The 25094-nt window shown below is 60.7% G+C and carries 27 protein-coding genes and 1 tRNA gene; 5 read left to right on the top strand and 23 right to left on the bottom strand.

What is annotated here, in order from left to right:
• Window positions 1–136: 136 nt before the first annotated feature.
• Entirely contained in the window at window positions 137–307 is a 171-nt protein-coding gene (locus tag AC1PUL_RS15280) for a hypothetical protein (protein WP_480464994.1), read from the top strand.
• 13 nt (window positions 308–320) lie between these two features.
• Here AC1PUL_RS15280 and AC1PUL_RS15285 read toward each other — a convergent pair whose 3' ends face one another.
• The 6 genes from AC1PUL_RS15285 to AC1PUL_RS15310 all read right to left on the bottom strand — a co-directional run bounded on the left by AC1PUL_RS15285 (window position 321) and on the right by AC1PUL_RS15310 (window position 4512).
• Complete coding sequence (locus AC1PUL_RS15285; protein ID WP_480464995.1) at window positions 321–1235, bottom strand: sugar kinase; 915 nt, start codon at window positions 1233–1235, stop codon at window positions 321–323.
• 33 nt (window positions 1236–1268) lie between these two features.
• The gene (kduD, locus tag AC1PUL_RS15290; protein ID WP_480464996.1) at window positions 1269–2024 is read right to left on the bottom strand and encodes a 2-dehydro-3-deoxy-D-gluconate 5-dehydrogenase KduD; all 756 of its coding nucleotides are present in this window, start codon (window positions 2022–2024) and stop codon (window positions 1269–1271) included.
• A gap of 37 nt (window positions 2025–2061) precedes the next feature.
• On the bottom strand, window positions 2062–2793 hold the full coding sequence (locus AC1PUL_RS15295) for a GntR family transcriptional regulator (RefSeq protein WP_480464997.1): 732 nt from the start codon (window positions 2791–2793) through the stop codon (window positions 2062–2064).
• Between the two features lie 220 nt (window positions 2794–3013).
• Window positions 3014–3412 carry a type II toxin-antitoxin system VapC family toxin gene (locus tag AC1PUL_RS15300; RefSeq protein WP_480464998.1) on the bottom strand — a complete coding sequence of 133 codons (399 nt, stop codon included), beginning with the start codon at window positions 3410–3412 and terminating at the stop codon, window positions 3014–3016.
• A complete protein-coding gene (locus tag AC1PUL_RS15305) occupies window positions 3409–3645 on the bottom strand; it encodes an AbrB/MazE/SpoVT family DNA-binding domain-containing protein (protein WP_480464999.1) in 237 nt (78 codons plus the stop codon). The genes AC1PUL_RS15300 and AC1PUL_RS15305 overlap by 4 nt, the downstream gene beginning before the upstream one ends.
• 63 nt (window positions 3646–3708) lie before the next feature.
• Entirely contained in the window at window positions 3709–4512 is an 804-nt protein-coding gene (locus AC1PUL_RS15310) for a class I SAM-dependent methyltransferase (protein WP_480465000.1), read from the bottom strand.
• Between the two features lie 125 nt (window positions 4513–4637).
• On the opposite strand from AC1PUL_RS15310, the gene AC1PUL_RS15315 reads away from it, so the two are divergent.
• The 3 genes from AC1PUL_RS15315 to AC1PUL_RS15325 all read left to right on the top strand — a co-directional run bounded on the left by AC1PUL_RS15315 (window position 4638) and on the right by AC1PUL_RS15325 (window position 7646).
• Window positions 4638–5768: an ABC transporter substrate-binding protein gene (locus tag AC1PUL_RS15315; protein ID WP_480468596.1), complete on the top strand. Its 1131-nt coding sequence runs from the start codon at window positions 4638–4640 to the stop codon at window positions 5766–5768.
• A gap of 67 nt (window positions 5769–5835) precedes the next feature.
• Window positions 5836–6900 carry a FecCD family ABC transporter permease gene (locus tag AC1PUL_RS15320; RefSeq protein WP_480465001.1) on the top strand — a complete coding sequence of 355 codons (1065 nt, stop codon included), beginning with the start codon at window positions 5836–5838 and terminating at the stop codon, window positions 6898–6900.
• The gene (locus AC1PUL_RS15325) at window positions 6894–7646 is read left to right on the top strand and encodes an ABC transporter ATP-binding protein (protein WP_480465002.1); all 753 of its coding nucleotides are present in this window, start codon (window positions 6894–6896) and stop codon (window positions 7644–7646) included. The genes AC1PUL_RS15320 and AC1PUL_RS15325 overlap by 7 nt, the downstream gene beginning before the upstream one ends.
• Window positions 7647–7661: 15 nt before the next feature.
• Here AC1PUL_RS15325 and AC1PUL_RS15330 read toward each other — a convergent pair whose 3' ends face one another.
• On the bottom strand, window positions 7662–8288 hold the full coding sequence (locus AC1PUL_RS15330; protein WP_480465003.1) for a DUF6198 family protein: 627 nt from the start codon (window positions 8286–8288) through the stop codon (window positions 7662–7664).
• 5 nt (window positions 8289–8293) lie between these two features.
• Window positions 8294–9466, bottom strand: coding sequence for an amino acid aminotransferase (locus AC1PUL_RS15335; RefSeq protein ID WP_480465004.1), 1173 nt, complete (start codon window positions 9464–9466; stop codon window positions 8294–8296).
• Window positions 9467–9632: 166 nt separating this feature from the next.
• Here AC1PUL_RS15335 and AC1PUL_RS15340 point away from each other — a divergent pair, with 166 nt between their 5' ends.
• The gene (locus tag AC1PUL_RS15340) at window positions 9633–10106 is read left to right on the top strand and encodes an Lrp/AsnC family transcriptional regulator (protein ID WP_480465005.1); all 474 of its coding nucleotides are present in this window, start codon (window positions 9633–9635) and stop codon (window positions 10104–10106) included.
• A 49-nt stretch (window positions 10107–10155) separates the two neighbouring features.
• On the opposite strand, the gene AC1PUL_RS15345 is transcribed toward AC1PUL_RS15340, so the two are convergent.
• The 15 genes from AC1PUL_RS15345 to hisD all read right to left on the bottom strand — a co-directional run bounded on the left by AC1PUL_RS15345 (window position 10156) and on the right by hisD (window position 25033).
• On the bottom strand, window positions 10156–11010 hold the full coding sequence (locus AC1PUL_RS15345; protein WP_480465006.1) for a dipeptide ABC transporter ATP-binding protein: 855 nt from the start codon (window positions 11008–11010) through the stop codon (window positions 10156–10158).
• Entirely contained in the window at window positions 11007–11855 is an 849-nt protein-coding gene (locus AC1PUL_RS15350) for an ABC transporter ATP-binding protein (protein ID WP_480465007.1), read from the bottom strand. The genes AC1PUL_RS15345 and AC1PUL_RS15350 overlap by 4 nt, the downstream gene beginning before the upstream one ends.
• Window positions 11856–11857: 2 nt before the next feature.
• Entirely contained in the window at window positions 11858–12766 is a 909-nt protein-coding gene (locus AC1PUL_RS15355; protein WP_480465008.1) for an ABC transporter permease subunit, read from the bottom strand.
• Window positions 12767–12780: 14 nt separating this feature from the next.
• A complete protein-coding gene (locus AC1PUL_RS15360) occupies window positions 12781–13785 on the bottom strand; it encodes an ABC transporter permease subunit (RefSeq protein ID WP_480465009.1) in 1005 nt (334 codons plus the stop codon).
• A gap of 165 nt (window positions 13786–13950) precedes the next feature.
• Complete coding sequence (locus AC1PUL_RS15365; protein ID WP_480465010.1) at window positions 13951–15549, bottom strand: ABC transporter substrate-binding protein; 1599 nt, start codon at window positions 15547–15549, stop codon at window positions 13951–13953.
• A gap of 566 nt (window positions 15550–16115) precedes the next feature.
• Window positions 16116–19187 carry an efflux RND transporter permease subunit gene (locus AC1PUL_RS15370; protein ID WP_480465011.1) on the bottom strand — a complete coding sequence of 1024 codons (3072 nt, stop codon included), beginning with the start codon at window positions 19185–19187 and terminating at the stop codon, window positions 16116–16118.
• A gap of 34 nt (window positions 19188–19221) precedes the next feature.
• Window positions 19222–20373 carry an efflux RND transporter periplasmic adaptor subunit gene (locus AC1PUL_RS15375; protein ID WP_480465012.1) on the bottom strand — a complete coding sequence of 384 codons (1152 nt, stop codon included), beginning with the start codon at window positions 20371–20373 and terminating at the stop codon, window positions 19222–19224.
• 24 nt (window positions 20374–20397) lie between these two features.
• A complete protein-coding gene (locus AC1PUL_RS15380) occupies window positions 20398–21000 on the bottom strand; it encodes a TetR/AcrR family transcriptional regulator (RefSeq protein WP_480465013.1) in 603 nt (200 codons plus the stop codon).
• Window positions 21001–21269: 269 nt separating this feature from the next.
• Window positions 21270–21345: transfer RNA gene (locus tag AC1PUL_RS15385), tRNA-Phe, on the bottom strand.
• A 207-nt stretch (window positions 21346–21552) separates the two neighbouring features.
• Window positions 21553–21765 (bottom strand): DNA gyrase inhibitor YacG, encoded by a 213-nt coding sequence (yacG, locus tag AC1PUL_RS15390; protein ID WP_185808215.1) that lies wholly within the window; start codon window positions 21763–21765, stop codon window positions 21553–21555.
• Window positions 21766–21767: 2 nt separating this feature from the next.
• Window positions 21768–22388, bottom strand: coding sequence for a Maf-like protein (locus AC1PUL_RS15395; RefSeq protein ID WP_480465014.1), 621 nt, complete (start codon window positions 22386–22388; stop codon window positions 21768–21770).
• Between the two features lie 40 nt (window positions 22389–22428).
• The gene (gene infA, locus AC1PUL_RS15400) at window positions 22429–22647 is read right to left on the bottom strand and encodes a translation initiation factor IF-1 (RefSeq protein WP_004435948.1); all 219 of its coding nucleotides are present in this window, start codon (window positions 22645–22647) and stop codon (window positions 22429–22431) included.
• A gap of 143 nt (window positions 22648–22790) precedes the next feature.
• A complete protein-coding gene (locus AC1PUL_RS15405; RefSeq protein WP_480465016.1) occupies window positions 22791–23252 on the bottom strand; it encodes an arsenate-mycothiol transferase ArsC in 462 nt (153 codons plus the stop codon).
• Between the two features lie 5 nt (window positions 23253–23257).
• Window positions 23258–23731 carry a UPF0262 family protein gene (locus tag AC1PUL_RS15410; RefSeq protein ID WP_480465017.1) on the bottom strand — a complete coding sequence of 158 codons (474 nt, stop codon included), beginning with the start codon at window positions 23729–23731 and terminating at the stop codon, window positions 23258–23260.
• Window positions 23732–23734: 3 nt separating this feature from the next.
• A complete protein-coding gene (gene hisD, locus AC1PUL_RS15415; protein WP_480465018.1) occupies window positions 23735–25033 on the bottom strand; it encodes a histidinol dehydrogenase in 1299 nt (432 codons plus the stop codon).
• Between the last annotated feature and the right edge of the window lie 61 nt (window positions 25034–25094).

Below are 25094 nucleotides of genomic sequence, written 5' to 3' on the forward strand. Positions count from 1 at the left end.
ACGAGATACATTGGGATCTGCAGGTGCGGTTCGGCATTTGGCACGCTCGCGAGAAACACGCGGACGCCAGACTTGTTGTTGCCGTACGATCATGGCAGGAAGCATGGTGAACACAACGCCACAAGAGAGCAAGATCATGTCGAACGTCATCAAGTTCGAACGGCCCCCGGAAGAGAAACCGTCCAAGCCGAAAGCTGCCGTCTCGCCAGCGAGCCGCAAGATCCTGATTTGGGTCGGGATTGTGGCTGCCCTTGTGCTGGCTTGGGGCTATTTCACGGTCTTCGGCAGCGCAGCGCCACCCGCCTGACGGCGAATTTGTACTAGGGCCGTCTGACAGCCTCTGCGACCAGCGCGCCTTTTGCGCCAATCACCCTCCCGGCCAATTCGGCGCCTGCGGTTATCGCGTCATTGACAGCAGCACCGGTCAGTTCTGCCGCCAGAAAACCGGCATTGAAACTGTCACCTGCAGCCGTCGTATCCACGATCTTATCGACCGGCGCGATCGGGAATTTGGACAACTCACCATTGCTGTCCGCGAAAGTCACCTCTTCGGGTCCGTTCTTCACAATGACCCTTCGCGCCCCCTCCGCGCGGTAGCGCCTCGCGGTGGCGGCGGGATCACTGTCGCCAAACCAGGTTGCCTCATCTTCGAATGAAGGGAGACAAAGGTCGCTCACGGCTGCTGCGCGATGAATCCAGCCGCGCATGGTATCCGGATTATCCCAGAGACGCGGTCTGAGATTGGGATCGAAGACCACCGTGCCGCCTTTGCCCGCGAACTGGCTGAGTGCTTCTATCAGGGCGAGGCGATCCTGATTTGATAGGATTGCAAGCGTGATGCCTGACCAGTAGGCGACATCGGCTCCATCAAGGGCACGCGCAAGCGCAGCCGGATCACTGGCTAGGCGCTTGGCGGCGCTGTCGTTGCGCCAATAGGTGAAGCTGCGCTCACCATCCTTCAAGGTGATGTAATAGAGGCCGATCGTCTTGTCAGCCAGCCGGCTGACATGGTCTGTTCCGATGCCCTGGCTGCTCAGAAACTGCAAAAGTCTGTCCGAGAGGCCGTCACTTCCGACGGCGCTGACATAGTCGATCTGCCAGTCGGCGCCGAGGCTGTGGCGAAGGTAGAAGGCGGTGTTGAGCGTGTCACCGGCAAAGCCCATGTTGAGCGTGCCAGGCATGCCGGTTTCCGACAATTCGCCCATGCATTCGCCAATCGATACGATTCGTCCCATCTTCACCCCCGCCCCTTTGGATCTCATCTCTGCTTAACGCGCCAGCCAGCCGCCGTCGACGGGCAGGATCGTGCCATGCACATAGGCAGACGCATCAGACGCCAGGAAGACGGCAGCGCCACCGAGTTCGTCCGGATTGCCCCAGCGACCAGCGGGAATGCGGGCGAGGATATCGGTGGAGCGCTTGGGGTCTTCGCGCAAAGCCGTGGTGTTGTTTGTGACGAAATAGCCAGGGGCAATGGCGTTCACATTGATGCCCTTGCCGGCCCATTCACAAGCAAGCAACCGGGTTAGGCCCGCTAGTCCACTCTTCGAGGCGGTGTAGGACGGGATGCGAATGCCACCCTGGAAGGAGAGCATAGACGCAATATTGATGATCTTGCCGCGACCGTTCGGGATCATGCGTTTTGCCGCGGCCTGAGAGAGAAAGAAGGCCGTCTTCAAATTCACATCCATCACGGCATCCCAATCGGCTTCGGTGAATTCAATCGCGTCGGCGCGGCGAATGATACCCGCATTGTTGACGAGGATATCGATCGAGCCGAAGGCGGATACGGCAGCCTCGACGATGGCATCAACTGGCTCGATGGTGGAGAGATTCGCGGAATAGGACGCAAAGCGGCCGGCCGATGAGCCGATCAGGGCTTCGGTCTCGCTCATGCTGGAGCGGCCAACTCCAAGCACAGCTGCGCCAGCGGAGGCCATGGCCACGGCTATCGCTTGGCCAATACCGGTATTGGCGCCGGTAACGATGGCCGTGCGGCCGGACAGATCGAAGGAAGGCTTCATTGGTTATACTCCCGGGTATCGGTAAAAGCGGCGCCGTTCAGGCATCAAGAAAGAGTTCTGGGTCGAGATGCTCGATATCGTCGAGTTCTTCCGTCAACCGACCTATGTGCTGGGTCATCGCCAGGACCGCGGCTCCATCGTCCCGGCGACGCATGCCCTCAATGACAGCAGCGTGCTCGGCGATGACGAGATCAAGCCGTCCGTTTTGCGGCAGGGTCATATAGCGGTACCGGTCAATCTGCACCTTGACCTGCGCAATTACAGCCCAGATGCCAGGATAGCCGGCGATGTCAGCGATCAACTGGTGGAACTCGCTGTCGATCTGATGGAAGCGCGGGATTGCACCGGCATCGGCGGCTTGCTTCAGCGCCATCTGGTTGGCATCGAGTTCACGCAGCCGATCATCCTTCATGGACGCGATGGCGAGTGAAACCGTCGTGGCCTCCAGTGCCTTTCGGATCAGGATCGCCTCGTATAGAGCGCGTCGCGGGATCCGGGACACGAAGGTTCCGGACTGTGGGTAGATCTCGAGAAGTCCTTCGTCGGCGAGGCGGAGCAAAGCCTCGCGCACGGGCGTGCGACTGACACCGAAACGTTGGCCGAGTTGTTTTTCGTTCAACATGTCCAGCGGCTTCAACTGCATGCGAACTATTTCATCCCGCAAGGCCGCATGAATTTGCGTTGCGGCGCGTCCGTCGCGCGTCCTTCCACGATGATGTTCGCTTGGGACAACGCGTGAGCGCAGCCCGTTTCTGGATGCATCCGCCATGCTCGCTCCCAAAACTGGGATATTAATATATCAGTCTTGGGAGGGTGTAAATGTCCGCAAGATAGTTATGGCTAAATCCCAAGCTATCCCGATGGCCGGTCCGCTTTCTTAGCCTGAGAAAAGCGGACCTTGGTCGGCAAAGGAGCGAGCTATGCGTTTGGCGTATCTCCATTCCCGCAGACTTTTCTCTCAGCCCTTGGGACACCTTCACTGAACCCGCTTAGGGAGCAATGAGCTGCAGGGTTGGAAAATAGGTCCGGTAACGACCGACATCGCGGGTCAAAAGCGGCAAGCCCTCGACCGCCGCATGCGCACCGATGAAGAAATCAGGCAATACGCCTGTTCGTGAACCACCGGCCCTACGGTACGTCGCGAAGACCCGGGCCGCAAGGAAGAGCGCTGGTTGCGGTATGGTCGCGTGCAACAGTCCTGCATCAGTGATAAAGGAATTGAGTTTTTCGATCGTGTCGTAGCGGACAGACAACTCGGCGTAGATGACATCGTTTATGAGAAGAGGCCCAGCGATTGCGGCATTCTCTAGCTGCATCAAGGACCATTGGGCCCAGGTCGGATCGTCGGTCGCGAGGTCAAGCAAGACATTCGTATCGACCAGGATCAATCCGCCTCACCTCGCGTCAAAGCCATGATCTCATCGGTCGATGGTCCCGCAACTGCGCTTCCTCGCAGGGGCGAGAAGCGGCTCTCCGGGATCTTTCCATCTGCGCGTTCAAGCAGGACGCTTCCATCCGGTGCCCGGCGGAACTCGACAGCCGTTCCCGGCTTGATGCCGAGCAGATCTCTTACCGGCTTGGGGATCGTCACTTGCCCCTTTGATGTCACGGTCGTTGCCATATGAGCCTCGGTCATACCACATGTTATGAAGGTATTACCGGCCGCCCTGTTTTACAAGGCGGATCACTTCTCAGCGCAGATAGCGTAGCGATGCTGGGTGGCGCGTTCCAGGCCCTTGAAGAAGGAGAAGTTCTTGCGCTGCGTCTTGTGGATGGCCGCCATGTCCTCGTCGATGGTGACCTGGGAGAAGCCGGCCTGCCACAGCAGATCGGCCACTGCATGCGCCTGGGCACCCTGGGAGAAGTGCACGTGCGACAGGATGCTGGTGTGTCTTGCCGCCATATCCGAGTTCGGGGCGCCATGCTGCGCATCGCGAGCGAGACCAAGCCGGCTCGCCAAGGCTGTCAGCTTCTTCAGGATACGGGTCAAGGCCGATGTGTTGACGAAATCGCCATCGACGATCAGCACCTTGCCGCCGGGCTTTAGCACACGATGCCACTCTTTGAAGCAGGCGAGAGGATCGACCAGGGTCCAGACAAGATGGCGGTTGGTGATCACGTCATAAGCCCCGTCCGCTTCCATCGTCCGTTCGGCATCACCGATCAGGAATTGGATCTGCCGGTCCCTCGCCTTGGCCTTGGCGCGCGCCCGCTCCAGCATCGGCTCGGCCCAATCGAGACCGGTTACCCTGAACCCAAGATCGTCGAGCAGGTGCGAAACCACGGCAGTCCCGCAGGCGAGATCCAGGGCAGCCCGCCCCTCACCCTGACCGAGATGCTTGCGAAACAGCGCGTGCCAGGCCGCCTGTTCCTCTTCAGAAAAGATCTCATGACCCGGCTGACTGTCGAAAGTCTCGGCGCGTAGTGACCAGTAGGCTTTGATTTCGTCGCGAAGATCATGATTGGGGATTGCGCTAAGAGCTTGCATTTTCGGGGTCTTCCGTTTCCGGGCTGAAGAGGCTGGAACACTTCTAAAAGATAATTCTTGACTGTCAAACTCATAAAAACATAGATCACGGAAAATCACAAACAGGAGAACTGATCGTGTTCAAAATGGAGAAGGTGGCTTCTGCCGCCGCGGTTTCGCTCGTCCTTTTTTCAGGCGTCGCGCTTGCCGGCGAGACCGTGAAGATCAAGGACATCACCGGTCGTGAAGTCGAGGTGAGCGTTCCGGTCGAACGCGTGATCCTCGGCGAAGGTCGCCAGATCTATTTCACCGCGGCGCTCGACACCGACAATCCCTTCGGCCGTGTTATCGGCTGGCGCGACGATTTCAAGAAGGCCGACCTCGACGGCTACAACATCTACCTGAAGAAATATCCGGAGATGGAAAAGATCCCGACCTTCGGCGGGATGAAGGACGGCACGTTCGACATCGAGCAGGCTGTTGCGCTGAAGCCCGACGTGATCATCATGAACACGGAAGCGAAATCGGCGACCGAAGAGAGCGGCTATATCGAGAAGCTCGCCGCCGTCGGCATTCCGCTCGTCTACATCGACTTCCGCGAGAAGCCGATGGAACACACCGACGATTCGATGCGCATCATCGGCAAGCTGTTCGGCAAGGAAGAGCGCGCCGAAGAATTCGTGAAATTCCATGACGAGCAGATCGCCAAGGTGACGGACGTGCTGGCCAAGCAGTCCGACCTGAAGAAGCCGGTTGTCTTCATGGAGCGCGCCGGTGGTTACTCCGACGATTGCTGCATGTCTTTCGGCAACGAGAACTTCGGCAAGATGGTCGAACTCGCCGGCGGCATCAACATGGCCAAGGATTTCATTCCGGGCACCTTCGGCACCGTGAACCCTGAGCAGATCATTGCCTCCAATCCCGACCAGGTGATCGTCACTGGCTCGAACTGGGAATTGTATGTTCCCGGCGGCAAGTGGGTTGGCGTTGGCCCGGGTGCCGACAAGGCCGAAGCCGCGCGCAAGCTCGGCGAATTGATGAAGCGCCCCGGCTTTACCGACATCAAGGCCGTGAAGGATGGCAATGTGCACGCCATCTGGCACCAGTTCTACAACAGCCCCTACCAGTTCGTTGCCGTGCAGCAGATCGCCAAGTGGCTGCACCCGGATCTGTTCAAGGATCTCGATGCGGATGCCACCTTCAAGGAAATGCATGAGCGCTTCCTGCCGGTCGAATACCACTCAGGCTACTTTGCCTCGGTGAAGGCAGGCTCCTGATATCCATCCGGCCGGCGGGCAACCGCCGGCCACTTGCCGCTTGAGGCACCATTTGCAGGACACATCCATGGCTACCACCGTCGAAACGGCCCTTCCGGCCTCCAGCGACACCTATCGAAGCCTGACGGCGAAGCGCCTGGCCATTCTGGCCGGGCTTTTTGTCTGTCTCTTGCTGTCGATTGCCGTCGACATGGCCTATGGGCCGGCCCGCTACACCCTGTCGCAAGTCGTCTCGACGATCTGGGATCCGGCCTCGGCTGGCAACCAGCTGCGGGTGGTGATCTGGGATATCCGCATGCCGATCGCGCTGATGGCGGTCACCGTCGGCGCCTGCCTGTCGCTTGCCGGCGCCCAGATGCAGACGATCCTTGCCAATCCGCTTGCCTCGCCCTTCACGCTCGGCATTTCCGCCGCGGCCGGCTTCGGCGCGGCGCTTGGACTTGTCGCCGGTGTCGCCGTGTTTCCGGCCGCCGTCCAGTATATGGTGCCGATCAACGCCTTCCTGATGGCGATGCTCGCCTCAATGTTCATCTACGGCGTCTCGACCATGCGCGGGGTCACGGTGGAAACGATCGTGCTGCTCGGCATCGCGCTGGTCTTCACCTTCAACGCGCTGCTGTCGCTGCTCGAATATCTCGCCTCCGAACAGGCGCTCGCCGCCGTCGTCTTCTGGACCATGGGATCGCTCACCAAGGCGACCTGGAGCAAGGTGGCCGTCACCTTTGCCGTGCTGGTCTTCTGCGTGCCCCTGTTTGCGCGTCGCGCCTGGGCGCTGACGGCGCTTCGCTTAGGAGACGACAAGGCGGCCTCCTTCGGTGTGAATGTCCGGGCGCTCCGGCTTGAGACCATGTTGCTCGTGAGTTTGCTCGCCGCAATCCCGGTCTCCTTCGTCGGCACGATCGGCTTCATCGGCCTGGTCGGCCCGCATATCGCGCGCATGCTGCTCGGCGAGGACCAGCGCTTCTTCCTGCCCGGCTCCGTGCTCTGCGGTGCGCTTCTGCTTTCCGTCACATCCGTCGTATCCAAAATGCTGATCCCCGGTGCCATCATGCCGATCGGGGTGATCACGGCCCTTGTCGGCGTGCCCTTCTTCTTTTCACTTATCTTCACCAACAGGAGGCGCGCATGGTAGCCCTCAGGCTCGAAGCGCTCGGCGCACAGTATGGCCGGCGCCGCGTCTTCACGGATATCACCACCGGCGACATAACAGGCGGCGTGCTGACGGCGGTCATTGGCCCGAATGCCGCCGGCAAGTCGACGCTGTTCAAGCGGATCGCCGGGTTGCTGAAAGGCGAAGGCGTCGTGCATCTGTCCGGCGAGGAGAGCCTCCGTCCCATCTGTTACATGCCGCAGGACACCGGCGCCAATGCCGTACTTACGGTTTATGAGAGCGTGCTGCTCGCGTCCAAGCAGGGATCAGGCTGGAAGGTCGCCGACAACGAACTCCTGGAGATCGACCGCATTCTTGCGTCTCTTCGGATTTCGGACCTCGCATTCCGTGATCTCGGCGAACTGTCCGGCGGTCAGCGTCAGCTGGTCGCGATCGCCCAGGCGCTCGTGCGCAAGCCCGAAGTGCTCTTGATGGACGAGCCGACTTCGGCGCTGGATCTCTTCCGCCAGATCGAAGTCCTGCAGTTCATGCGGGAGCTTGCTGAAGAAAGCGGGATCGCCGTCCTCATCGCGCTTCACGACCTGAACCATGCGATGCGCTACTGCGACCATGCGCTTGTCGTGGCTGACGGTCGACTGGTTGCGAGCGGCGCGACCGCCGAGGTGATCACCCCTACCCTGCTTCGAGACGTCTATCGCGTCGACGCGCGCATCGAAGCCTGCACCCAGGGGCGCCCGCTCGTCATCGTGGATGCGGCTCTGGCATGACGCCAGACCGGGCGCTCAGCTGAGGCCCATATAACGACCGGGCTTGTGGTTGATCGCCAGGATCAGATTGGCGATCGCCGCGCCGAGGACCGAGAGTGCCAGACGGTCGGCGGGCAGCACGAAAAACGCGGCGGCAAGGATCGCGAGATCGACGCCGAGCTGGAAATAGCCAGCGCGCAGACCCGTCTTCTCCTGCAGATACATCGCGAGAATATTGATGCCGCCGAGACCGGTGCGGTGTCGGAACAGCATCAGAAGGCCCGTGCCGATCAACCCGCCACCGATGACCGTCGCATAGAGCGGGTTGAGATAGGAGAAATCGATCCACTGTCCGTTCAGCTTCGACAGGATCGAGACGAGCGCCACTGCCGTGAAGGTGCGCAGCGTAAAGGCCCAGCCCATGCGCTTCACTGCCAGGATATAGAAGGGCAGGTTGACGAGGAAGAAGATCACCCCAAAACCCCAGCCGCTGACATAGGACAGGAGCAGGGCCAGACCGGCACTCGACCCGACCGTCAGCATTGTCTCCGTGTAGATCAGCGTACCGAGGGATACGAACATCGTGCCCGAGATCATCGCAAGCACGTCTTCATAGAGGCGATGGCGCTCGGCACCCGCCTGGTTCACGGTCGTGGTGGTCATGGTGTTCAGCCCAGAAGCGGTTTCAGCACGCTGGCAACCCGCGGGATGTCCTGGCTCTTCAGGCCCGCGATGTTGATGCGTCCGGAGGTCGGCATATAGATGCCGTGATACTTGCGCAGCGACAGGACGTCCGCTTCCTTCAGCGGCAGGAGAGAGAACATGCCCTGCTGTTCGGCGATCTGCGGCGCAAGCTGCCAGCCATCCCCGAGGGCTGCCGCCAGTTCACGGCGCAGGCCGTTCAGGCGATCGCGCATGCTGTTCAACTCGTTGATCCAGTCCTGACGCAGGCTGTCGGTGGACAGGATCGTGCGGACAACGGCCGCGCCATGGTCCGGCGGCATGGAATAGCTGGTGCGGGCCATGGTGACCAGGTTCGAGCGGGCGATGTCAGCCGCCTCCTGGGTCTCCGCGACCGCAAAGATCGCGCCGGTGCGCTCGCGATAAATGCCGAAGGACTTGGAGCAGGACACGGCCACAAGAGATTCCGGTGCTGCTGCGATGATCGTGCGCAGACCGGCCACATCTTGCTCGATGCCGGCGCCGAAACCCTGATAGGCAGAATCGATGAGCGGCACGAGACGGCGCTCGGCGATCACGGCAGCCAGTTCCTCCCACTGCGCGGTGGTCAGAGCCGCACCCGTCGGATTGTGGCAGCTGGCATGGATCAGAACTGTATCGCCACGCGGAGCGCTGCTCAGCGCCTTCATCATGCTGGCAAAGCGTAAGTCCTGGGTCGGGACATCGAAATAGGGATAGGTTTCCACGTTAAGGCCGGTCGCGCCGAAGATTCCGGCGTGGTTGGGCCAGCTCGGCAGGCCGAGATGCAGACGGCCACTGCCGGCGCGCGCGATCAGGTCCGAAGCGAGACGAAGGGCGCCCGAACCACCGGGCGTCTGCACACCTGCCGCAAACTTGCCATGCCCCTTGCCGCCGACGAGGTCCCAGAGGAGATCGAGGAAGACGCGGTCGCCTTCCGGCGCGACATAGGACTTGCTGTCCTGCTTCTCCAGCAGCTCCTTCTCAGCCGCTTTCACCGAACGCATGACCGGGGTGCGGCCTGCATCATCACGGTAGACCCCTACGCCCAGGTCGATCTTATCCGCACGGTCATCGGCGTTGTAGAGCCCGATCAGGGCAAGCAGCGGATCATTGGGCTGGGAGGCGAGCTTGTCGAACATCGGAAACCTTCGTCGAAGAGCGATTGTGCTGGAGAAGAGATACCAAGTTTCCCGCGCAAAGTCTCTGCGGATTTCGTTGGATGAACTTAGCGAACTGGATACGTATTGCTCGACATCATCATTTCACGATAGGAATTTGCGCCAGACACTACAGAAGAGAATGATAATGGAAGCCGCGAGCCCGAGCCTGGACAAGATCGATCGCAAGATCATCGCCTGCCTGCTGCAGGACGCGGCTCTTAGCAATACCGAGCTTTCAGAACGCGTCGGCCTGACGGCCGCCCCCCTGTCGCGGCGGCTTGCCCGGCTCTATGCGAGCGGGATTATCAAGCAGAGGGTTGTCATTGATGCACCGAGCGTCGGGCTTGGCCTGCAGGCCTATGTGGAGATCACGCTCGACCGCACCACGCCGCAGGTCGGCGAGCGCTTCATCGAGCATGTCGGCAAGCTCGACGAGGTCGTCGAGATCCATGCCGTTGCCGGTGATTTCGACTTCCTCTTGAAGATCTCGGTAAAAGACATGGCCGACTACAAGCGGCTGATCTGGCAGGAGTTCGATCGGCTCGCCGAGATCAAGACGATCCGTTCGACCATGGTGTTCGACAGTCCGAAGATTTCGCACGGCTATCTGCCGAAATGAAAAAGGGCGCCGTTGGGCGCCCTCCTCGAAGCTTTGCTGAGACGTTCAATCATCCCGCAGCGGCGACCTTGCTGCGCCGCGCCATACGGGCGCGGATGGACTCGACATCGGCGCGCGGGGTCGCGGCAAACAGCGTGCGGGTATATTCGTGTTGCGGATCGGAGAAGACCGCATCCCGCGCGCCGTATTCGACCGCCTCGCCGTAATACATCACCATCACCTCATCGGCGATGTAGCGCACGACCGACAGGTCATGGCTGATGAAAACGTAAGTCAGGCCGAACTCTTCCTGCAGGTCGGCGAGCAGGTTCAGCACTTGAGCCTGGACCGAGAGGTCGAGTGCCGAGACGGGCTCGTCGAGCACCAGCAGCTTCGGATTGAGCATCAGCGCACGGGCAATCGCGATACGCTGGCGCTGACCGCCGGAGAACATATGCGGGTAGCGGTTGTAGTGCTCCGGGCCGAGGCCGACCTTGACCAGCATCTCGGTGGCGCGCTCGCGGCGTTCGGCGGCGCTCATCTTGGTGTTGATGAGCAGCGGTTCGCCGAGCACGTCGCCGATCTTCTGGCGCGGGTTCAGCGAGCCATAGGGGTTCTGGAAGACGATCTGCACCTTCTGGCGCATATCGGCGGTCAGGTGACCAGGACGGGTATCGACCTTCTGGCCGTCGATCAGCAGTTCGCCTGCCGTCGGCTCATCGATGAAAGTCAGGATGCGGGCAAGGGTGGACTTGCCGCAGCCGCTTTCGCCGACGATGGCGAGCGTCTTGCCCTTGTCGAGCTTGAAGGAGACGCCCTTCACCGCATGGACGATCTTGTCCTGCTTGAACAGGCCCTGCGGCACGCGGTAGTCGCGCTTGATGTCGCGGATCTCGAGCATCGGGGTTTGCGTCGCTTCGGTCATGCGACACCTCCTGTTTCAGCGGCGGCCAGGAAGTCGGAGACCGTGGTCAGACGGTCGCCTGTGGCGTTTTCCGGAAGTGCGGAAAGCAGCGCGCGGGTATAGGGGTTCTTCGGGTTTTCGAAGAGCGAGAGCACGTCGGCTTCTTCCATCTTCCGGCCCTTGTACTGGACGATGACGCGGTCGGCGGTCTCGGCCACCACGCCCATGTCGTGGGTGATCATGATGAGGCCCATGCCTGTTTCGGCCTGGAGCTTCATCAGGAGATCGAGGATCTGCTTCTGGATCGTCACGTCGAGGGCCGTGGTCGGCTCGTCGGCGATCAGGAGCTTCGGATTGCAGGCGATCGCAATCGCGATCATCACGCGCTGGCACTGACCACCCGACATCTGATGCGGGAAATGGTTCAGCCGCTCGGCGGGGTCCGGCAGGCCAACCAGCTTGAAGAGCTCAATGGCGCGCGCGCGGCAGTCCTGTCTGCTGAGGCCCATATGCAGGCGCAGGACTTCCTCGATCTGGAAACCGACGGTGAAGCAGGGGTTGAGGCTCGCGACCGGTTCCTGGAAGATCATGGCGACATCCTTGCCGATCAGCTTGCGGCGCTCGGCAGCAGAGATCTTCTGGATGTCGCGGCCCTGGAACTCCATCTTGTCGGCGGTGATCCTAGCCGTCCAGGGCAGAAGGCCCATGACGGCGAGCATGGCGACGGACTTGCCGGAGCCGCTTTCGCCGACAATGGCAAGCACTTCGCCCGGCTCGACCGACAGGGACACGCCGTCGACGGCCTTGAACCAGCCGGTTGCCGTCTCGAACTGGACGGTCAGGTTCTGAATATCGAGAAGTGCCATGATCAGGACCTCTTCAGCTTGGGATCGAGCGCATCGCGAAGGCCGTCACCCATCAGATTGATGGCGAGAACGGTGATCAGGATCGCCAGACCCGGGAAGGTGACGACCCACCAGGCCCGCAGGATGAACTCGCGTGCTTCGGCGAGCATCGTCCCCCATTCGGGAGCCGGCGGCTGGGCGCCCATGCCGAGGAAGCCGAGGGCGGCTGCATCGAGGATGGCATTAGAGAAGGAGAGCGTTGCCTGGACGATCAGCGGCGCCATGCAGTTCGGCAGGATGGTCTTGAACATCAGGCGCAGCGGGCTTGCACCGGCGAGACGGGCGGCCGTTACGTAGTCGCGTGTCTTCTCAGTCATGACAGCAGCACGCGTCAGACGGACGAAGTGCGGCTGGAGAACCAGTGCGATCGCGATCATGCCGTTGGTCAGGCCAGGCCCGAGGATCGCGACGAGGACAAGCGCCAGGAGCAGCGACGGGAAGGCCAGGATGATGTCCATCAGGCGCATGATCGCCGTATCGAGCCAGCCGCCGTAATAGCCGGCGATGACGCCGATGATGATGCCCGTGGTCAGCGACAGCGTCGTCACGAAGACGCCGATGAAGAGCGAATACTGCGAGCCGTAGATAAGTCGTGAAAGGATATCGCGTCCGACGGGATCGGTGCCGAGCGGATAGCTCCAGTTGCCGCCTTCCAGCCATGCCGGCGGAAGCAGCACCGCATCGCGATACTGTTCGAACGGCGAATGCGGGGCGATGACGCCGGCGAAGACCGCGACGAAGACGAGCGCCAGGAAGACGACGAGGCCGATCACGGCGCCGCGGTTTTCGGAGAAGTAGAACCAGAACTCGGCGAGCATCTGGCGGCGCATCTGCGCGCTCGACACCGGCTGGCTGTTGATTGTCTCTGCCATCAGATTTTATCCTTCTAGTGGCGGATGCGCGGGTTGATCAGGCCGTAGAGCAGGTCGACGATGAGGTTCACGACCATGATGATGCCGGCAATCAGGAGGAGGCCTCCCTGGATGACCGGGTAGTCACGGCGGAACACGCTGTCGACCATCCACTTGCCGATGCCCGGCCAGGAGAAGATCGTTTCGGTGAGGATGGCGCCAGCAAGCATGACGCCGATCTGCAGGCCGATCGTGGTGATCACCGGGATCATCGCATTGCGAAGCGCATGCAGGCCGACGACGCGCAGCGGTGACAGGCCCTTGGCGCGGGCGGTGCGGATGTAATCTTCCGACAGCACCTCGAGCATGGCAGAGCGTGTTTGCCGAGCGATGACTGCGAGCGGAATGGTCGCCAGCACGATCGACGGCAGGATCAGGTGGCTGACGGCAGACGCGAAGGCGCCCTTCTGTCCCGACAAGAGGCTGTCAATCAGCATGAAGCCGGTGACCGGCGGGAAGAAGAACATCAGCGAGATGCGGCCGGAGACAGGGGTCCATTGCAGGATACCCGAGAAGAGAATGATCAGCAGCAGGCCCCACCAGAAGATCGGCATGGAATAGCCGACAAGGGCGATGCCCATCATGGTCTGGTCGAAGAAGGAGCCGCGCTTGATGGCCGCGACGATGCCGGCGGGTACGCCGAGCGCGATCGCAATCAGGATAGCGCAGAGCGAGAGCTCGACCGTTGCGGGGAAGAGCGCGAAGAACTGGTCGATGATCGGGCTCTTCGACACGATCGATGTGCCGAAATCTCCCGTCAGCACACCACCGAGATAATCGAAATACTGTGTGACGATCGGACGGTCGAGGCCAAGCTGGGCACTGATCTGGGCATGGCGCTCGGGTGACATGACACGCTCGCCGGAGAGCAGCGCGACCGGATCGCCGGGAAGAAGCCGGATGAAGGCGAAGGCAATGATCGAGACACCGATGAAGGTCGGGATCAAGACGGCGAGCCGTCGCAGAAGAAAGCCAAACATGAGTGAGACCTGTTGTTGTCTTTTGAAGGTCGAACCGCGGCCCCATGGCCGGCTGACGTTTGCCCGAACCACTTCAGTGGAGCCCTCGGGCATGAGACGCGAGATTTGCGCATCAACGACAAACGCCGCGGGCATCAGCCCGCGGCGGAAGAGTGACGGTTCCGATTACTCGGCGATGTCGACGTTTTCGAAGGTGAAGTCACCCAGCGGGCTCTGGACGAAGCCGGAGACTTCCTTGCGCATCGGAACAACCGAGAGCGAGTGGTCGATCGTCGCCCACGGCGCTTCGCGCTTGAAGACCAGCTGGGCTTCTTCGTAGAGCTTGGTGCGCTCGGCCTGGTCGGAGGTGACCTTGGCCTTCTTCACCAGCGCGTTGAACTCCTCATTGCACCACTGCGCACGGTTGTTGCCACCAACAGCATCGCAGCCGAGCAGCGTGTCGAGGAAGTTGTCCGGATCGCCGTTGTCACCGGTCCAGCCGAGCATGACGGCGCCGTCACGATCCTTGGCCTTCGAACGGTCGAGGTATTCGGCCCATTCATACGACACGATCTCGACGGTGACGCCGATCTTGGCGAAATCGTCCTGCATGATTTCAGCGGCGCGACGTGCGTTCAGCATGTAGGGACGCGAAACCGGCATGGCCCAGATCTTCATGGAGAGATCCTTGACGCCGGCTGCTTCGAGTTCCTTCTTGGCAGCGTCGAGGTCGTAGGCGTCGTCCTGGGTGGCCTGGTTGTAGGACCACATGGTCGGCGGGATCGGGTTCTTGGCCGGCGTTGCCATGCCCTGGAAGACGGCGTCAACGATGGCTTCCTTGTTGATCGCCTTGTTCAGCGCCTTGCGGACTTCAGGCTTGTCGAACGGAGCCTGGGTCGTGTTGTAGGCGAGATATGCGACGTTCAGGCCTTCCTGCTCCATCACGGTCAGAGCCGGATCGGACTTCATGGATTCCACGTCGGCAGCGTTCGGGAACGGCATCAGGTGGCATTCGCCAGCCTTGAGCTTCTGATAGCGAACGGCGGCATCCGTGGTGATGGCGAAGACCAGATCGTCGATCTTCGGTGCGCCACCCCAGTAGTCGGCGTTCTTCTTGTAGCGGATGACGGCGTCCTGCTGGTAACCGACGAAGGAGAACGGACCGGTGCCGACCGGCATCTGGTTCAGCTGTTCCTTCTTGCCTTCGGCTTCGAGCTTGTCGGCATATTCCTTCGAAACGATCGAGGCAAAGGGCATCGCGAGGTTGGCGATGAACGGCGCTTCCGGACGGTTCAGGACGAACTTGACGGTGAGGTCATCGACCTTCTCGATCGACTTGATAAGTTCCGGGAAGCCCATGCCTGCAGCATATTCCCAGGACGTGCCTGCAACATACTGGTTCCAGGGATGATCGGCTTTCAGCTGGCGCTCCAGCGAGAAGATCACGTCGTCAGCGTTGAGGTCACGCGACGGAGTGAAGAATTCGGTGGTGTGGAACTTGACGCCCGGGCGGAGCTTGAAGGTGTATTCGGTGCCTTCGGCGTTGACTTCGTAGCTCTCGGCGAGACCGGCCTCGGCTTCCGTCGTGCCCGGCTTGAATTCCATCAGACGGCTGTAGACCGGATGGGCGGAGGCATCGAAGGTGGTGCCGGCGGTGTACATGCCGGGGTCGAAGCCCTCGGGCGAACCTTCCGAGCAGTAAACGAAGGTCTTGGCGCTGGCGGCGCCCGACAGGAAGGTCGCCGCTGCAAGCGCTGCGGCAGCAAGTGCAAACTTGGTTTTCATGAGCAGTCTCCCAAAGGCGAAGGACGAATACCTTCGCCGGTTCTTTTGGTCCCGCGGCGCGTGGATCGCGCCCGTGTTGTGTGAAGGTCGGGGTCAACCGGTCTTCCGGCAATCGGCGGCTTGCAGAGGCTTGCACGTCGTAATTTGACAAGCAGCAAAGATGGTCCGCCCGATCACTGCTGCAGTGTCTTATCGCCTTCGAAATTGTTGTAAAGAGAGATTCGGCTCAATTTCGTCACAGAATTGGTCTGCTTTTCGCCATATCCTGATTCAAGCAACTAAAATTTTGCCAGATTTTGCAACTGCAAAATCAGCGTATAAAATATTAGCAATTTCATATTAAGTCGAGGATTCAGCGTTTCCGGACGGACTGCGTCGCAAAAAGGAAAGCGACGCGCTGCTCGCCGGTGTGCGTAGCAGCATCGGAAATATTTATCAACCGGTCAAAAAATTAGATGCGTATTTGCCTGGGGAAACGACGGTCAGCGCGGCTCGTCGCGTACGAGCACAGCCTGATGCAAGAAGGAGGAGAGGCTTGGGGACACCCCTCCTCCTCCTTTTTTCGGTCACGCTTTGCGGGGAGAGCGACCGAAGAACAAGGCATAAGCCGCAGGCAGAACCAGGATGGTCAGGACCGTGGCCACCAGGATGCCACCCATCATCGCGTAAGCGAGTGGCCCCCAGAAAATGCCGCGTGAGATCGGAATGAGGGCAAGAACTGCCGTCAATGCGGTCAGGACGATCGGGCGGAAACGACGGACGGCGGACCCAATGATGGCTTCCAGCCGGTCCATGCCGGACGCGATGTCCTGGTCGATCTGGTCGATGAGGATAATCGAGTTGCGGATGATGATCCCCAGCAGCGCAATGACGCCAAGGATGGCGACGAATCCAAAGGGCGCCCCAGAGATCAGTAGAGCGGCGGCGGCACCAATGATACCAAGCGGTCCCGTGGCCAGCACCAGCATGGCCTTGCCGAAATGCTGCAACTGGATCATCAGCAGCACGACGATAACCAGCAACATGATGGGCGCTTTGGCGGCAATCGAGTTCTGGCTTTCGGCACTGTCTTCGGCACCGCCCTGAATTTCGATCGAATAGCCGGCAGGCAGGCTGTCGCGCAGCGACCGCATATCCTCAAACATATTCAGCGCCACGTCATTCGATTGTATGCCATCAGGCACGGTCGCGCGCACCGTCACAGTCGGCAACCGGTTGCGGCGCCATTCGATCCCCTGCTCCAGGGTCGGCTCGACCTTGGCGATCTGCGACAGGGGGATAAAAGCTCCAAGATCTGTCGGCACATAAATCGAATTCACGGCCGTCAGCAGACGGCGGCTATCTTCCGGCTCGCGGGCAACGATCGAGATCGTTTCTTCTCCGGCGCGCACATCGGCGAGCGGCGCCCCACTCATCGTTGCCTGCAACATCTGGCGCAAACGCTGCGAAGAGACGCCAAGTGCACGGGCGCGATCCTGGTCGACCACCAGTTTCATCGCGGTGACAGGTTCGAGCCAGTCATCATGGACTGCCTGAAGCACAGGGTTCTGATGGAAGCGGGCCTTCACCTGGTCGGCAATCCGGCGGACCTCATCGCGCTCAGGTCCGCTCACGCGCATCTGCACGGCCCAGCCGGTGGGTGGCCCAAGAAAAAGCCGGTCCACCTTGCCACGCACAGAGGGGAAGTCTTCGGCCAGTGTCAAACGTAGTTTGGTGATCAGGCGTTCGCGCGCATCCTCGTCCTTCGCCATGACCAGCAACTGGGCATAGTTCGGATTGCGAAGCTGCTGGTCGAGCGGCAGGAAAAAGCGAGGCGCACCTTCGCCCACATAAGTTGCCACAAATCGCTGATCCGGATCGGTCAGCAGTTTCTCCTCAAGGCGTTTCGCCTCCGCCTCGACTTCCTTGATCGAGGTGCCCTCCGGCAGCCACATATCGACTAGGATTTCGGGTCTGGACGACTGGGGGAAGAAGTTCTTCGGAATGAACTGAAAGGACCAGAGGCTCATGGCAAAGATCATCAATGTCGAGGCGATGACGACGATGCGATGCTTGACGGCCCAAGCGACGACGGTGCGAAGCCGGCGGTAAAACGCCGTATCGAATGCGTCGTGATGGCCGCCGGCATGGGCCCTCTGCTTCAGTATCATATAGCCGAGCCAGGGCGTAAAGTAGACGGCGACGAACCAGGAGATGACGAGCGAGATGCCGACCACGTAAAACAGCGAGCGGACATATTCGCCGGCGGTCGATTCCGCAAAGCCCACCGGGATAAAGCCGGCGGTGGTAATCAGCGTGCCGGTCAGCATCGGAAACGCTGTCGAGGTATAGGCAAAGCTCGCAGCATCCAGCTTGTCGAGCCCCTCCTCCAGCTTTCGCTCCATCATCTCGACGACGATCATCGCGTCATCCACGAGCAGTCCGAGCGCGATAATCAGCGCACCGAGCGAGATGCGCTGGAGGTCGAGACCGAGCTCATACATGACGGCAAAGGTTGCGGCGAGCACCAGTGGGATGGCGATGGCAATCACGAGGCCGGAGCGCCAGCCTATGGAGAGGAAGGAGACGACGAGGACGATCAGCAGGGCTTCTCCGAGCGCCTTCATGAATTCGCCGATCGCCTCGCGCACCACTTCGGGCTGATTGGATATCTGCGACACTTCAAGGCCGATGGGAAGCGTCGTTTCGAAGCGCTGAAGCGTCTGCTCGACCGCTTCACCGACATCCGTCACCTTGAAACCCTTGGCCATGACTACGCCGACCTGGACGGAATCCTTGCCGTTGAAACGGAATTTGCGCTGGTAGGGGTCCTCGAGCCCCTCTGTCACCGTGGCGATATCCCCCAGGCGTGTCACCTGATTGCCGGCCTTCAGGCGCAGTTCGCGGATGTCTTCTGCGTGAGAGAAACCACCGTCAACAGAGATCCGCACGGACCGAGAACCGGTGTCGATGCTGCCAGTGGCGTCGATTGCATTCTGTCCTGCCAGTGCATTCTGCAAATCGGCAAAGGTCAGACCGCGCTCCGCCAAAGCCTTGGACGAGACCTCAATAAAGATCTTCTGGGGCTGATCGCCGAGGATGACGGCTTTTTCGACGCCCTCGGTCGAGAGCAGCACGTCGCGCGCCTGGATCGCATATTGCTTCAACTCGGGATAGCTGTATCCATCCCCGGTCAGCGCGTAGAGCGTGATGTAGGTGTCGCCAAACTCGTCGTTGAAGTAGGGGCCGAGGAGACCGTCAGGCAATTCGTTCTCGATATCGCCGACCTTCTTGCGGACCTGATAGAAGGCTTCCGCAACATCTTCCGCATCCGTGTTTCCCTTGACCTGCAGCGTGATGATCGCCGATCCAGGGCGGGTATAGGACTTGACCCAGTCCAGATAGGGCGTTTCCTGCAGCTTGCGCTCGATCTTGTTGACCACCTGGTCCTGCATATCGCTGAGCGAAGCGCCAGGCCAAAAGGCCTGCACCACCATGACGCGGAACGTGAAATCCGGATCCTCTTTCTGGCCCATGCGCATCAGACCGAAGAGGCCAGTCAGCAGGATAAGGCCGAAGAGAAATCGGGCGATGCTGGGATGCCCGATGGCCCATCGGGACAAGTTGAACGAGCCCGTATCGACAGGTGTATTGCTCATGATGATGATGTCCCGAAGGTAAGGTCGCGAGGGCTCAGCGGGTGGCAGCGTCGGCCGGGGCGGCGCCGGATCCAGCCTCGGCCGCTCTGGAGAGGTCATGGTCTGCGAGCTTGACTTTCATGTCTTCCGCCATGAATTGCGTGCCCGCCACGACCACGAGATCGCCGGGTTTCAAGCCTGATGAGACCTGCACACCGGTATCGGAGAAGGTATCGATGGTGACCGGCCGCGCATGTACCGTTGCATCGGTGCGGTCTACGGTCCAGACCGTCGGCTGCTTGGCGGCGTCCTCGGTCAGGGCCGACAAAGGCAGTTCGAAGAGGTTCTTGCTCGACGGCGCAAGTGCGGTTACCCGGGCCGTCATCCCCAGCAGAATATCCGGATTGTCAGGCAGCGCGATCCGGACGGCGAAGGTCCGCGACGTTGCATCGGCGCTGCCGGCCACCTCCCGGACGGTGCCCGACAGGGTCAAGCCATCCTTGGACCAGAAGCTGACATCGACAGCCTTGCCCGGCTCGAATGCAAAAATCTCATGCTCGGGAACAGCGATCAGCGCTTCCTTTTCGCCGTCGGCCGCCACCGTCACGACGGGGCTGCCGGCGGCCACAACCTGGCCTGCATCGGCGCTGATTGCGGTCACGATCCCCGGCTTGTCGGCTTTCAGTTCGCCATAGGCGACCTGATTGCGCGCCTGTTCCAGCGAGGAGCGCTGGCTGTCCCGTGTTGCGAGCGCCTGGTTATAGCTCAGTTGCGCCTGTTCAAGTTGCGCTTTGGTCGTCACCTGCTGGCGATAGAGAGCATCGGCCCGCTTGAGGGCGAATTCGGCGGTCTCCAGCTGGCGCTCGGCGGCTGCGAGGCTCGCCTCTGCGCTGCGCAACTGAAGCTGATAATCGGTGACATCAAGGCGGGCCAGCACATCGCCAGGCGACACATGATCGCCGACATCCACCAGTCGCTCGATGATCTTGCCGGACACACGGAAGCCGGCGGCAGCTTCGCTGCGTGCCTTCACCGTGCCGGAATAGCGCAACTCCCGTGCGCTTGAAGGTGTTTCGACCTCCATCACCTTCACAGGGCGGAGGATTGGCTCCTGGACAATATCCGCCTCGCTCTCGGTGCAGGCGGTCAGCCCCATTGCAGCAATAAGAGACAGGGCAACAAGCGGAATGCGGACGCGTGCGGACATGGTGACTCCTCCCCGACCGGGGTGTCAGACTTTGAGGGCTCTGAGGGCAAATTCGGTCAAGTCCTCGGGCGTGGCCCGATTGTTCTTGCCGATGCACTGGGCGACCAATTGCGGATGATGGAGCGGCGAGGTCGCGGCACCGAAACAGCGGGCGGCGTGGGCGGGATCCCCCTTGGCGAATTCGCCATTTGCCATGCCCTCGGCGATGATGTCGGTCAGCACGGCCTGAAGCTGATCGATATGCTGATCGATAACGCCCCAGTTCTGTTCAATGGCGACAACAACCATTTCATGCACCTTGCTCTGATCGAGCATGGTGGCCACGGTGAATTCGAAATGCGTCATCGAGTAACGACGAAGCCGCTCTTCCGCGCTCATGGGAAGCGCGGCAATTGATTCCGCGATCGCCAGACTTTGTTGCAGGAGACGGGCGCAAACCCCTTCCAGCAGTTCGCTTTTGGAGCTGAAAAACCGGTAGATGTTGGCGGGCGACATTCCCATGGCTTTGGCGACATCGGCCACGGTCGTCTTGCCATAGCCATAATGCCGGAACTGGCCTTCGGCCGCATCCAGAATGCGGGTTGCCATATCGGCTGCGTCGGGAGTTTGTGCGGCGACTGGGGTCATGATGGTTTACGTCTGACGATTTTTGAATTTCGTCAGACGTAAACCGAAATGCGTCAGCGGTCAATATCAAAAATTGCTGATGGACGATTACGCGCACATGCGCACCGATACTCATGCCGGAATACATCTGAACAATGAGATAAAGGAGCACCGCGCAAAGGCTCTAAGCCTCGGCGAACGGCACATTTCAACCGCAGAAAACATCAATGCGCGGAGCGCAGCATCTGCATGCATGCGTTCGCCAAATGGTTTCGATGTCCTACGAAAAATGGTGCCCGGAGGCGGATTTGAACCACCGACACGCGGATTTTCAATCCGCTGCTCTACCAACTGAGCTATCCGGGCATCTCGGCTGTCTTGCGACGCCTGCCGGTCTTTTCTTGAAGACCGCCGGGGCATTTCCCCGGGAGCGAGCGGGGTTATAACATCTTGTTCGGCCATGGCAAGCGCCTTCGGCCACTTTTTTGAAGAAGATGTGAAAATCGCCGAAAGGTCAACGAGAACAAGGAGATCCGGGCAGAGACCTGATGGCTTTCTTGCCGGGCTTTGGCTTCAGTCGCGGTAGTCGTCGTCGGCCTTGGACTCATCATCTGCAACCGGAATGGCATAGGAACCCTTCAGCCAGCGTGAGAGGTCGAGATTGCGGCAGCGATCCGAGCAGAAGGGATAGTTCTCGCGCGTGGACGGACGGCTGCATTCGGGGCATGGCCGCGTCTTGCGCAGCGGCTCGACCTTTGCGGTCCGCTGTTCACCGGCGTCTGTCACGATCAGCCCTCCGTCCAGCCCGTATGCACGTCGTAGCCCTCACCCTGGAGCATCTGCAGCGTTTCAAAGAGCGGCAGGCCGACGACATTGGTGTAGGAGCCGACCATTTTCTGGACGAAGCTGCCGGCGATGCCCTGGATAGCATAGGCGCCGGCCTTGCCGCGCCATTCGCCCGAGGCCAGGTAGCATTCGATGTCGTAACCCGAGAGACGCTTGAAGCGGACCTTGGTCTCGACGATCTTCTGGCGCAGCGTGCCGTCAGGCGCGATCAGGCAGACACCGGTGAAAACCCAGTGACTGCGGCCAGAGAGAAGATGCAGCGCCGACGAGGCCTCCTGCGTCAGTTCCGCCTTGGGTAGGATGCGGCGACCGACGGCGACCACGGTATCAGCGGCAATAATGTAGCTGTTGTTCCAGGCCAGGTCCTTGCGGACCTGCTGGTAGGCGGCCTTTGCCTTGTCTGCGGACAGGCGGCGGGCAAGCGAGCGGGGGTGTTCGGATTTCTTCGGGGTCTCGTCCAGATCCATCGGCATCAGGCGTGCGGGCTCGATCCCTGCCTGCTTCAGGAGATCAACGCGGCGCGGCGACCCGGAGGCCAAAATCAGCTTCTGTCTCAGTTCCATCCGAACGCGCTCCTCAAGCCGAAGGGTCTTGGCTCAAGGCTTACTTGAAGCGGTAGGTGATACGGCCCTTGGTCAGGTCGTAAGGGGTCATCTCGACCAGGACCTTGTCGCCGGCGAGAACGCGGATGCGGTTCTTGCGCATGCGGCCTGCGGTATGGGCAATGATTTCATGTTCGTTTTCGAGCTTCACGCGGAAGGTGGCATTCGGCAGCAGTTCGGTGACGACACCGGGGAATTCGAGGACTTCTTCTTTTGCCATTGAGCGGTTGTCTTTCCTGAGGTTTTGAGAGGGAGCGCGCAGGGGCCCCTTAAAATGTGGGCGGAAACTACACAATCGCCCGGCATTTGTGAACCTTGTAGATCAGGCTTTCAGAAATTGTTTCAAGAGGGACAAAACCGGCCCTAATCGGGGGCCAGGACCAGTCTTTCACGGATCAACTTCGTCAGGCGGTCACGCACGTCCCGATAAGCGGCAAGCCGCTGATCGCGACTGCCGGTCTCAACCGTCGGATCCGGCATCGGCCAATACTCGACATCGACGGCTGAATGTCGCGTCAGTTCGAGTGCGGCGTGATGGGCTTCCGGCGTCAGCGTGATCACGAGATCGAAGAAGTCGTCGGCCATGTCCTCCAGCGTCTGGGGCTGGCGGCGGCCGAGCGAAAGGCCGATTTCGTCGAGCACAACATCAACGAAGGGATCGCGTTCTCCCTTCTTGACGCCCGCAGAGGCCACCCAGGTGCCTGATGGCAGGGCCTGCTTGGCGATGGCTTCGGCCATGGGGCTGCGAATGACATTCTGACCGCACATGAAGAGAATTGCGCCCGGCCGCGCCGGTCGGCGGTTGACGGCTCCGCCCTCCTCCATGCCCTCTAGCCCCTCCAATAGAGCACGCAAACCAGGGTGAAGAGACGCCGGGCGGTGTCGAAATCAATCTTGATCTTGCCCGAGAGCCTGTCCATCAGCGTCTGGGAACCGTCGTTGTGGATGCCGCGGCGGCCCATGTCGATTGCCTCGATCTGCGACGGCGTCGAGGAGCGGATCGCCTCGTAATAGCTTTCACAGATCATGAAGTAGTCCTTGATGATCCGCTGCAGGGGAGTGAGCGACAGGATGTGGACGGCGACGTCGTCGCCGGCTTCCGTCTTGATGGAGAAGACGAGCTTGCGGTCCATCAGCGACAGGTAGAGCTTGTAGGGACCACCGGCATGGCCAACGGGCTCGAAGGAGTTCTCCTCGATCAGATCGAAGATGGCGACCGCCCGCTCATGCTCGACATCGGGGGTCGAGCGCCCGATGGTCTCGTCCAATACGACATCTGAAAGCCGGAAGTCGCCCGCTGCCATCGGCTAGTCCCCGAGATTGAGACGGATGGCGACGGAGCGGGCATGGGCTTCCAGCCCTTCCGACTTTGCCAGCGCGATGGCGGCCGGTGCCAGTTGTCTGAGTTGTTCCGGGCCGAGGCGAAGGATCGAGGTGCGCTTGACGTAGTCCAGGACGCCCAGGCCAGAGGAAAAGCGCGCCGAGCGCGCGGTCGGCAGAACATGGTTGGAGCCACCGACATAGTCGCCGATCACTTCCGGCGTATGGCGGCCGACGAAGATGGCGCCGGCGTTCCGGATGCCAGCAATCAGCGGCTCCGGATCATCGACGGCAAGCTCGAGGTGTTCAGCGGCGATGCGGTTGGCCAGCGGGATACTGTCCTCAAGCTTCTCGACCGTGATGATTGCGCCGAAATCGCGCCAGCTGGCAGAGGCTGTCTCGGCGCGCGGCAGCGACTTGAGCTGGCGCTCGACGGCGGCCTCGACGGCTTGCCCAAGAGCGCGATCGTCGGTGATGACGATCGACTGGGCGCCCGGATCGTGCTCGGCCTGGGCCAGGAGATCGGCGGCCAGCCAATCCGGATCATTGTCCTTGTCGGCAATAATGAGCACTTCCGAAGGGCCGGCGATCATGTCGATGCCGACAGTGCCGAAGACCTGGCGCTTGGCGGCGGCGACATAGGCATTGCCTGGGCCGACGATCTTGGCGACCGGGGCGATCGTCTCCGTACCATAGGCGAGGGCTGCCACGGCCTGGGCACCGCCGATGCGGTAGATTTCGGTGACACCGGCAATGCTTGCAGCGGCCAGAACCGTCGGATTGATCGCACCACCCGTGGCCGGCACCACCATGACGACGCGCGGCACACCGGCAACCTTGGCCGGCAGCGCATTCATCAGCACCGAGCTCGGATAGCTGGCCGTGCCGCCCGGCACATAAAGGCCAACGGCATCAATAGCCGTCCAGCGCGAGCCGAGGCCAACGCCGATCGCATCCTCGTAGATATCGTCTTTCGGCAGCTGGCGGGCGTGATGACGCTCGATGCGCTCGGCAGCCAGCTTCAGCGCGTCGATGAGCTCCGGTGACGTCGAGGCGAGTGCCGCGGCGATCTCCTCGTCCGTCACTCGCATGGAAACCGTTGAAAAATCCACGCCGTCGAAACGTTTGGAATAGTCGGCAAGGGCCGCGTCACCACGGGTCCGCACATCATCGATGATCTTGCGCACAACGTCATTGACGTCGTCGGATACTTCGCGCTTGGTCGTCAGGAAGGCGGCAAAACGCGCCTCGAACTCTCCCGATGCCTGATCCAGCCAGATTGCCACGCCCCGTATTTCCCTCTCAAGCATTCTCAACTCAGTGAAACCGCGTCCAACACGCGGCTAG

The sequence above is a fragment of the Rhizobium sp. P43 genome, from assembly GCF_056730705.1.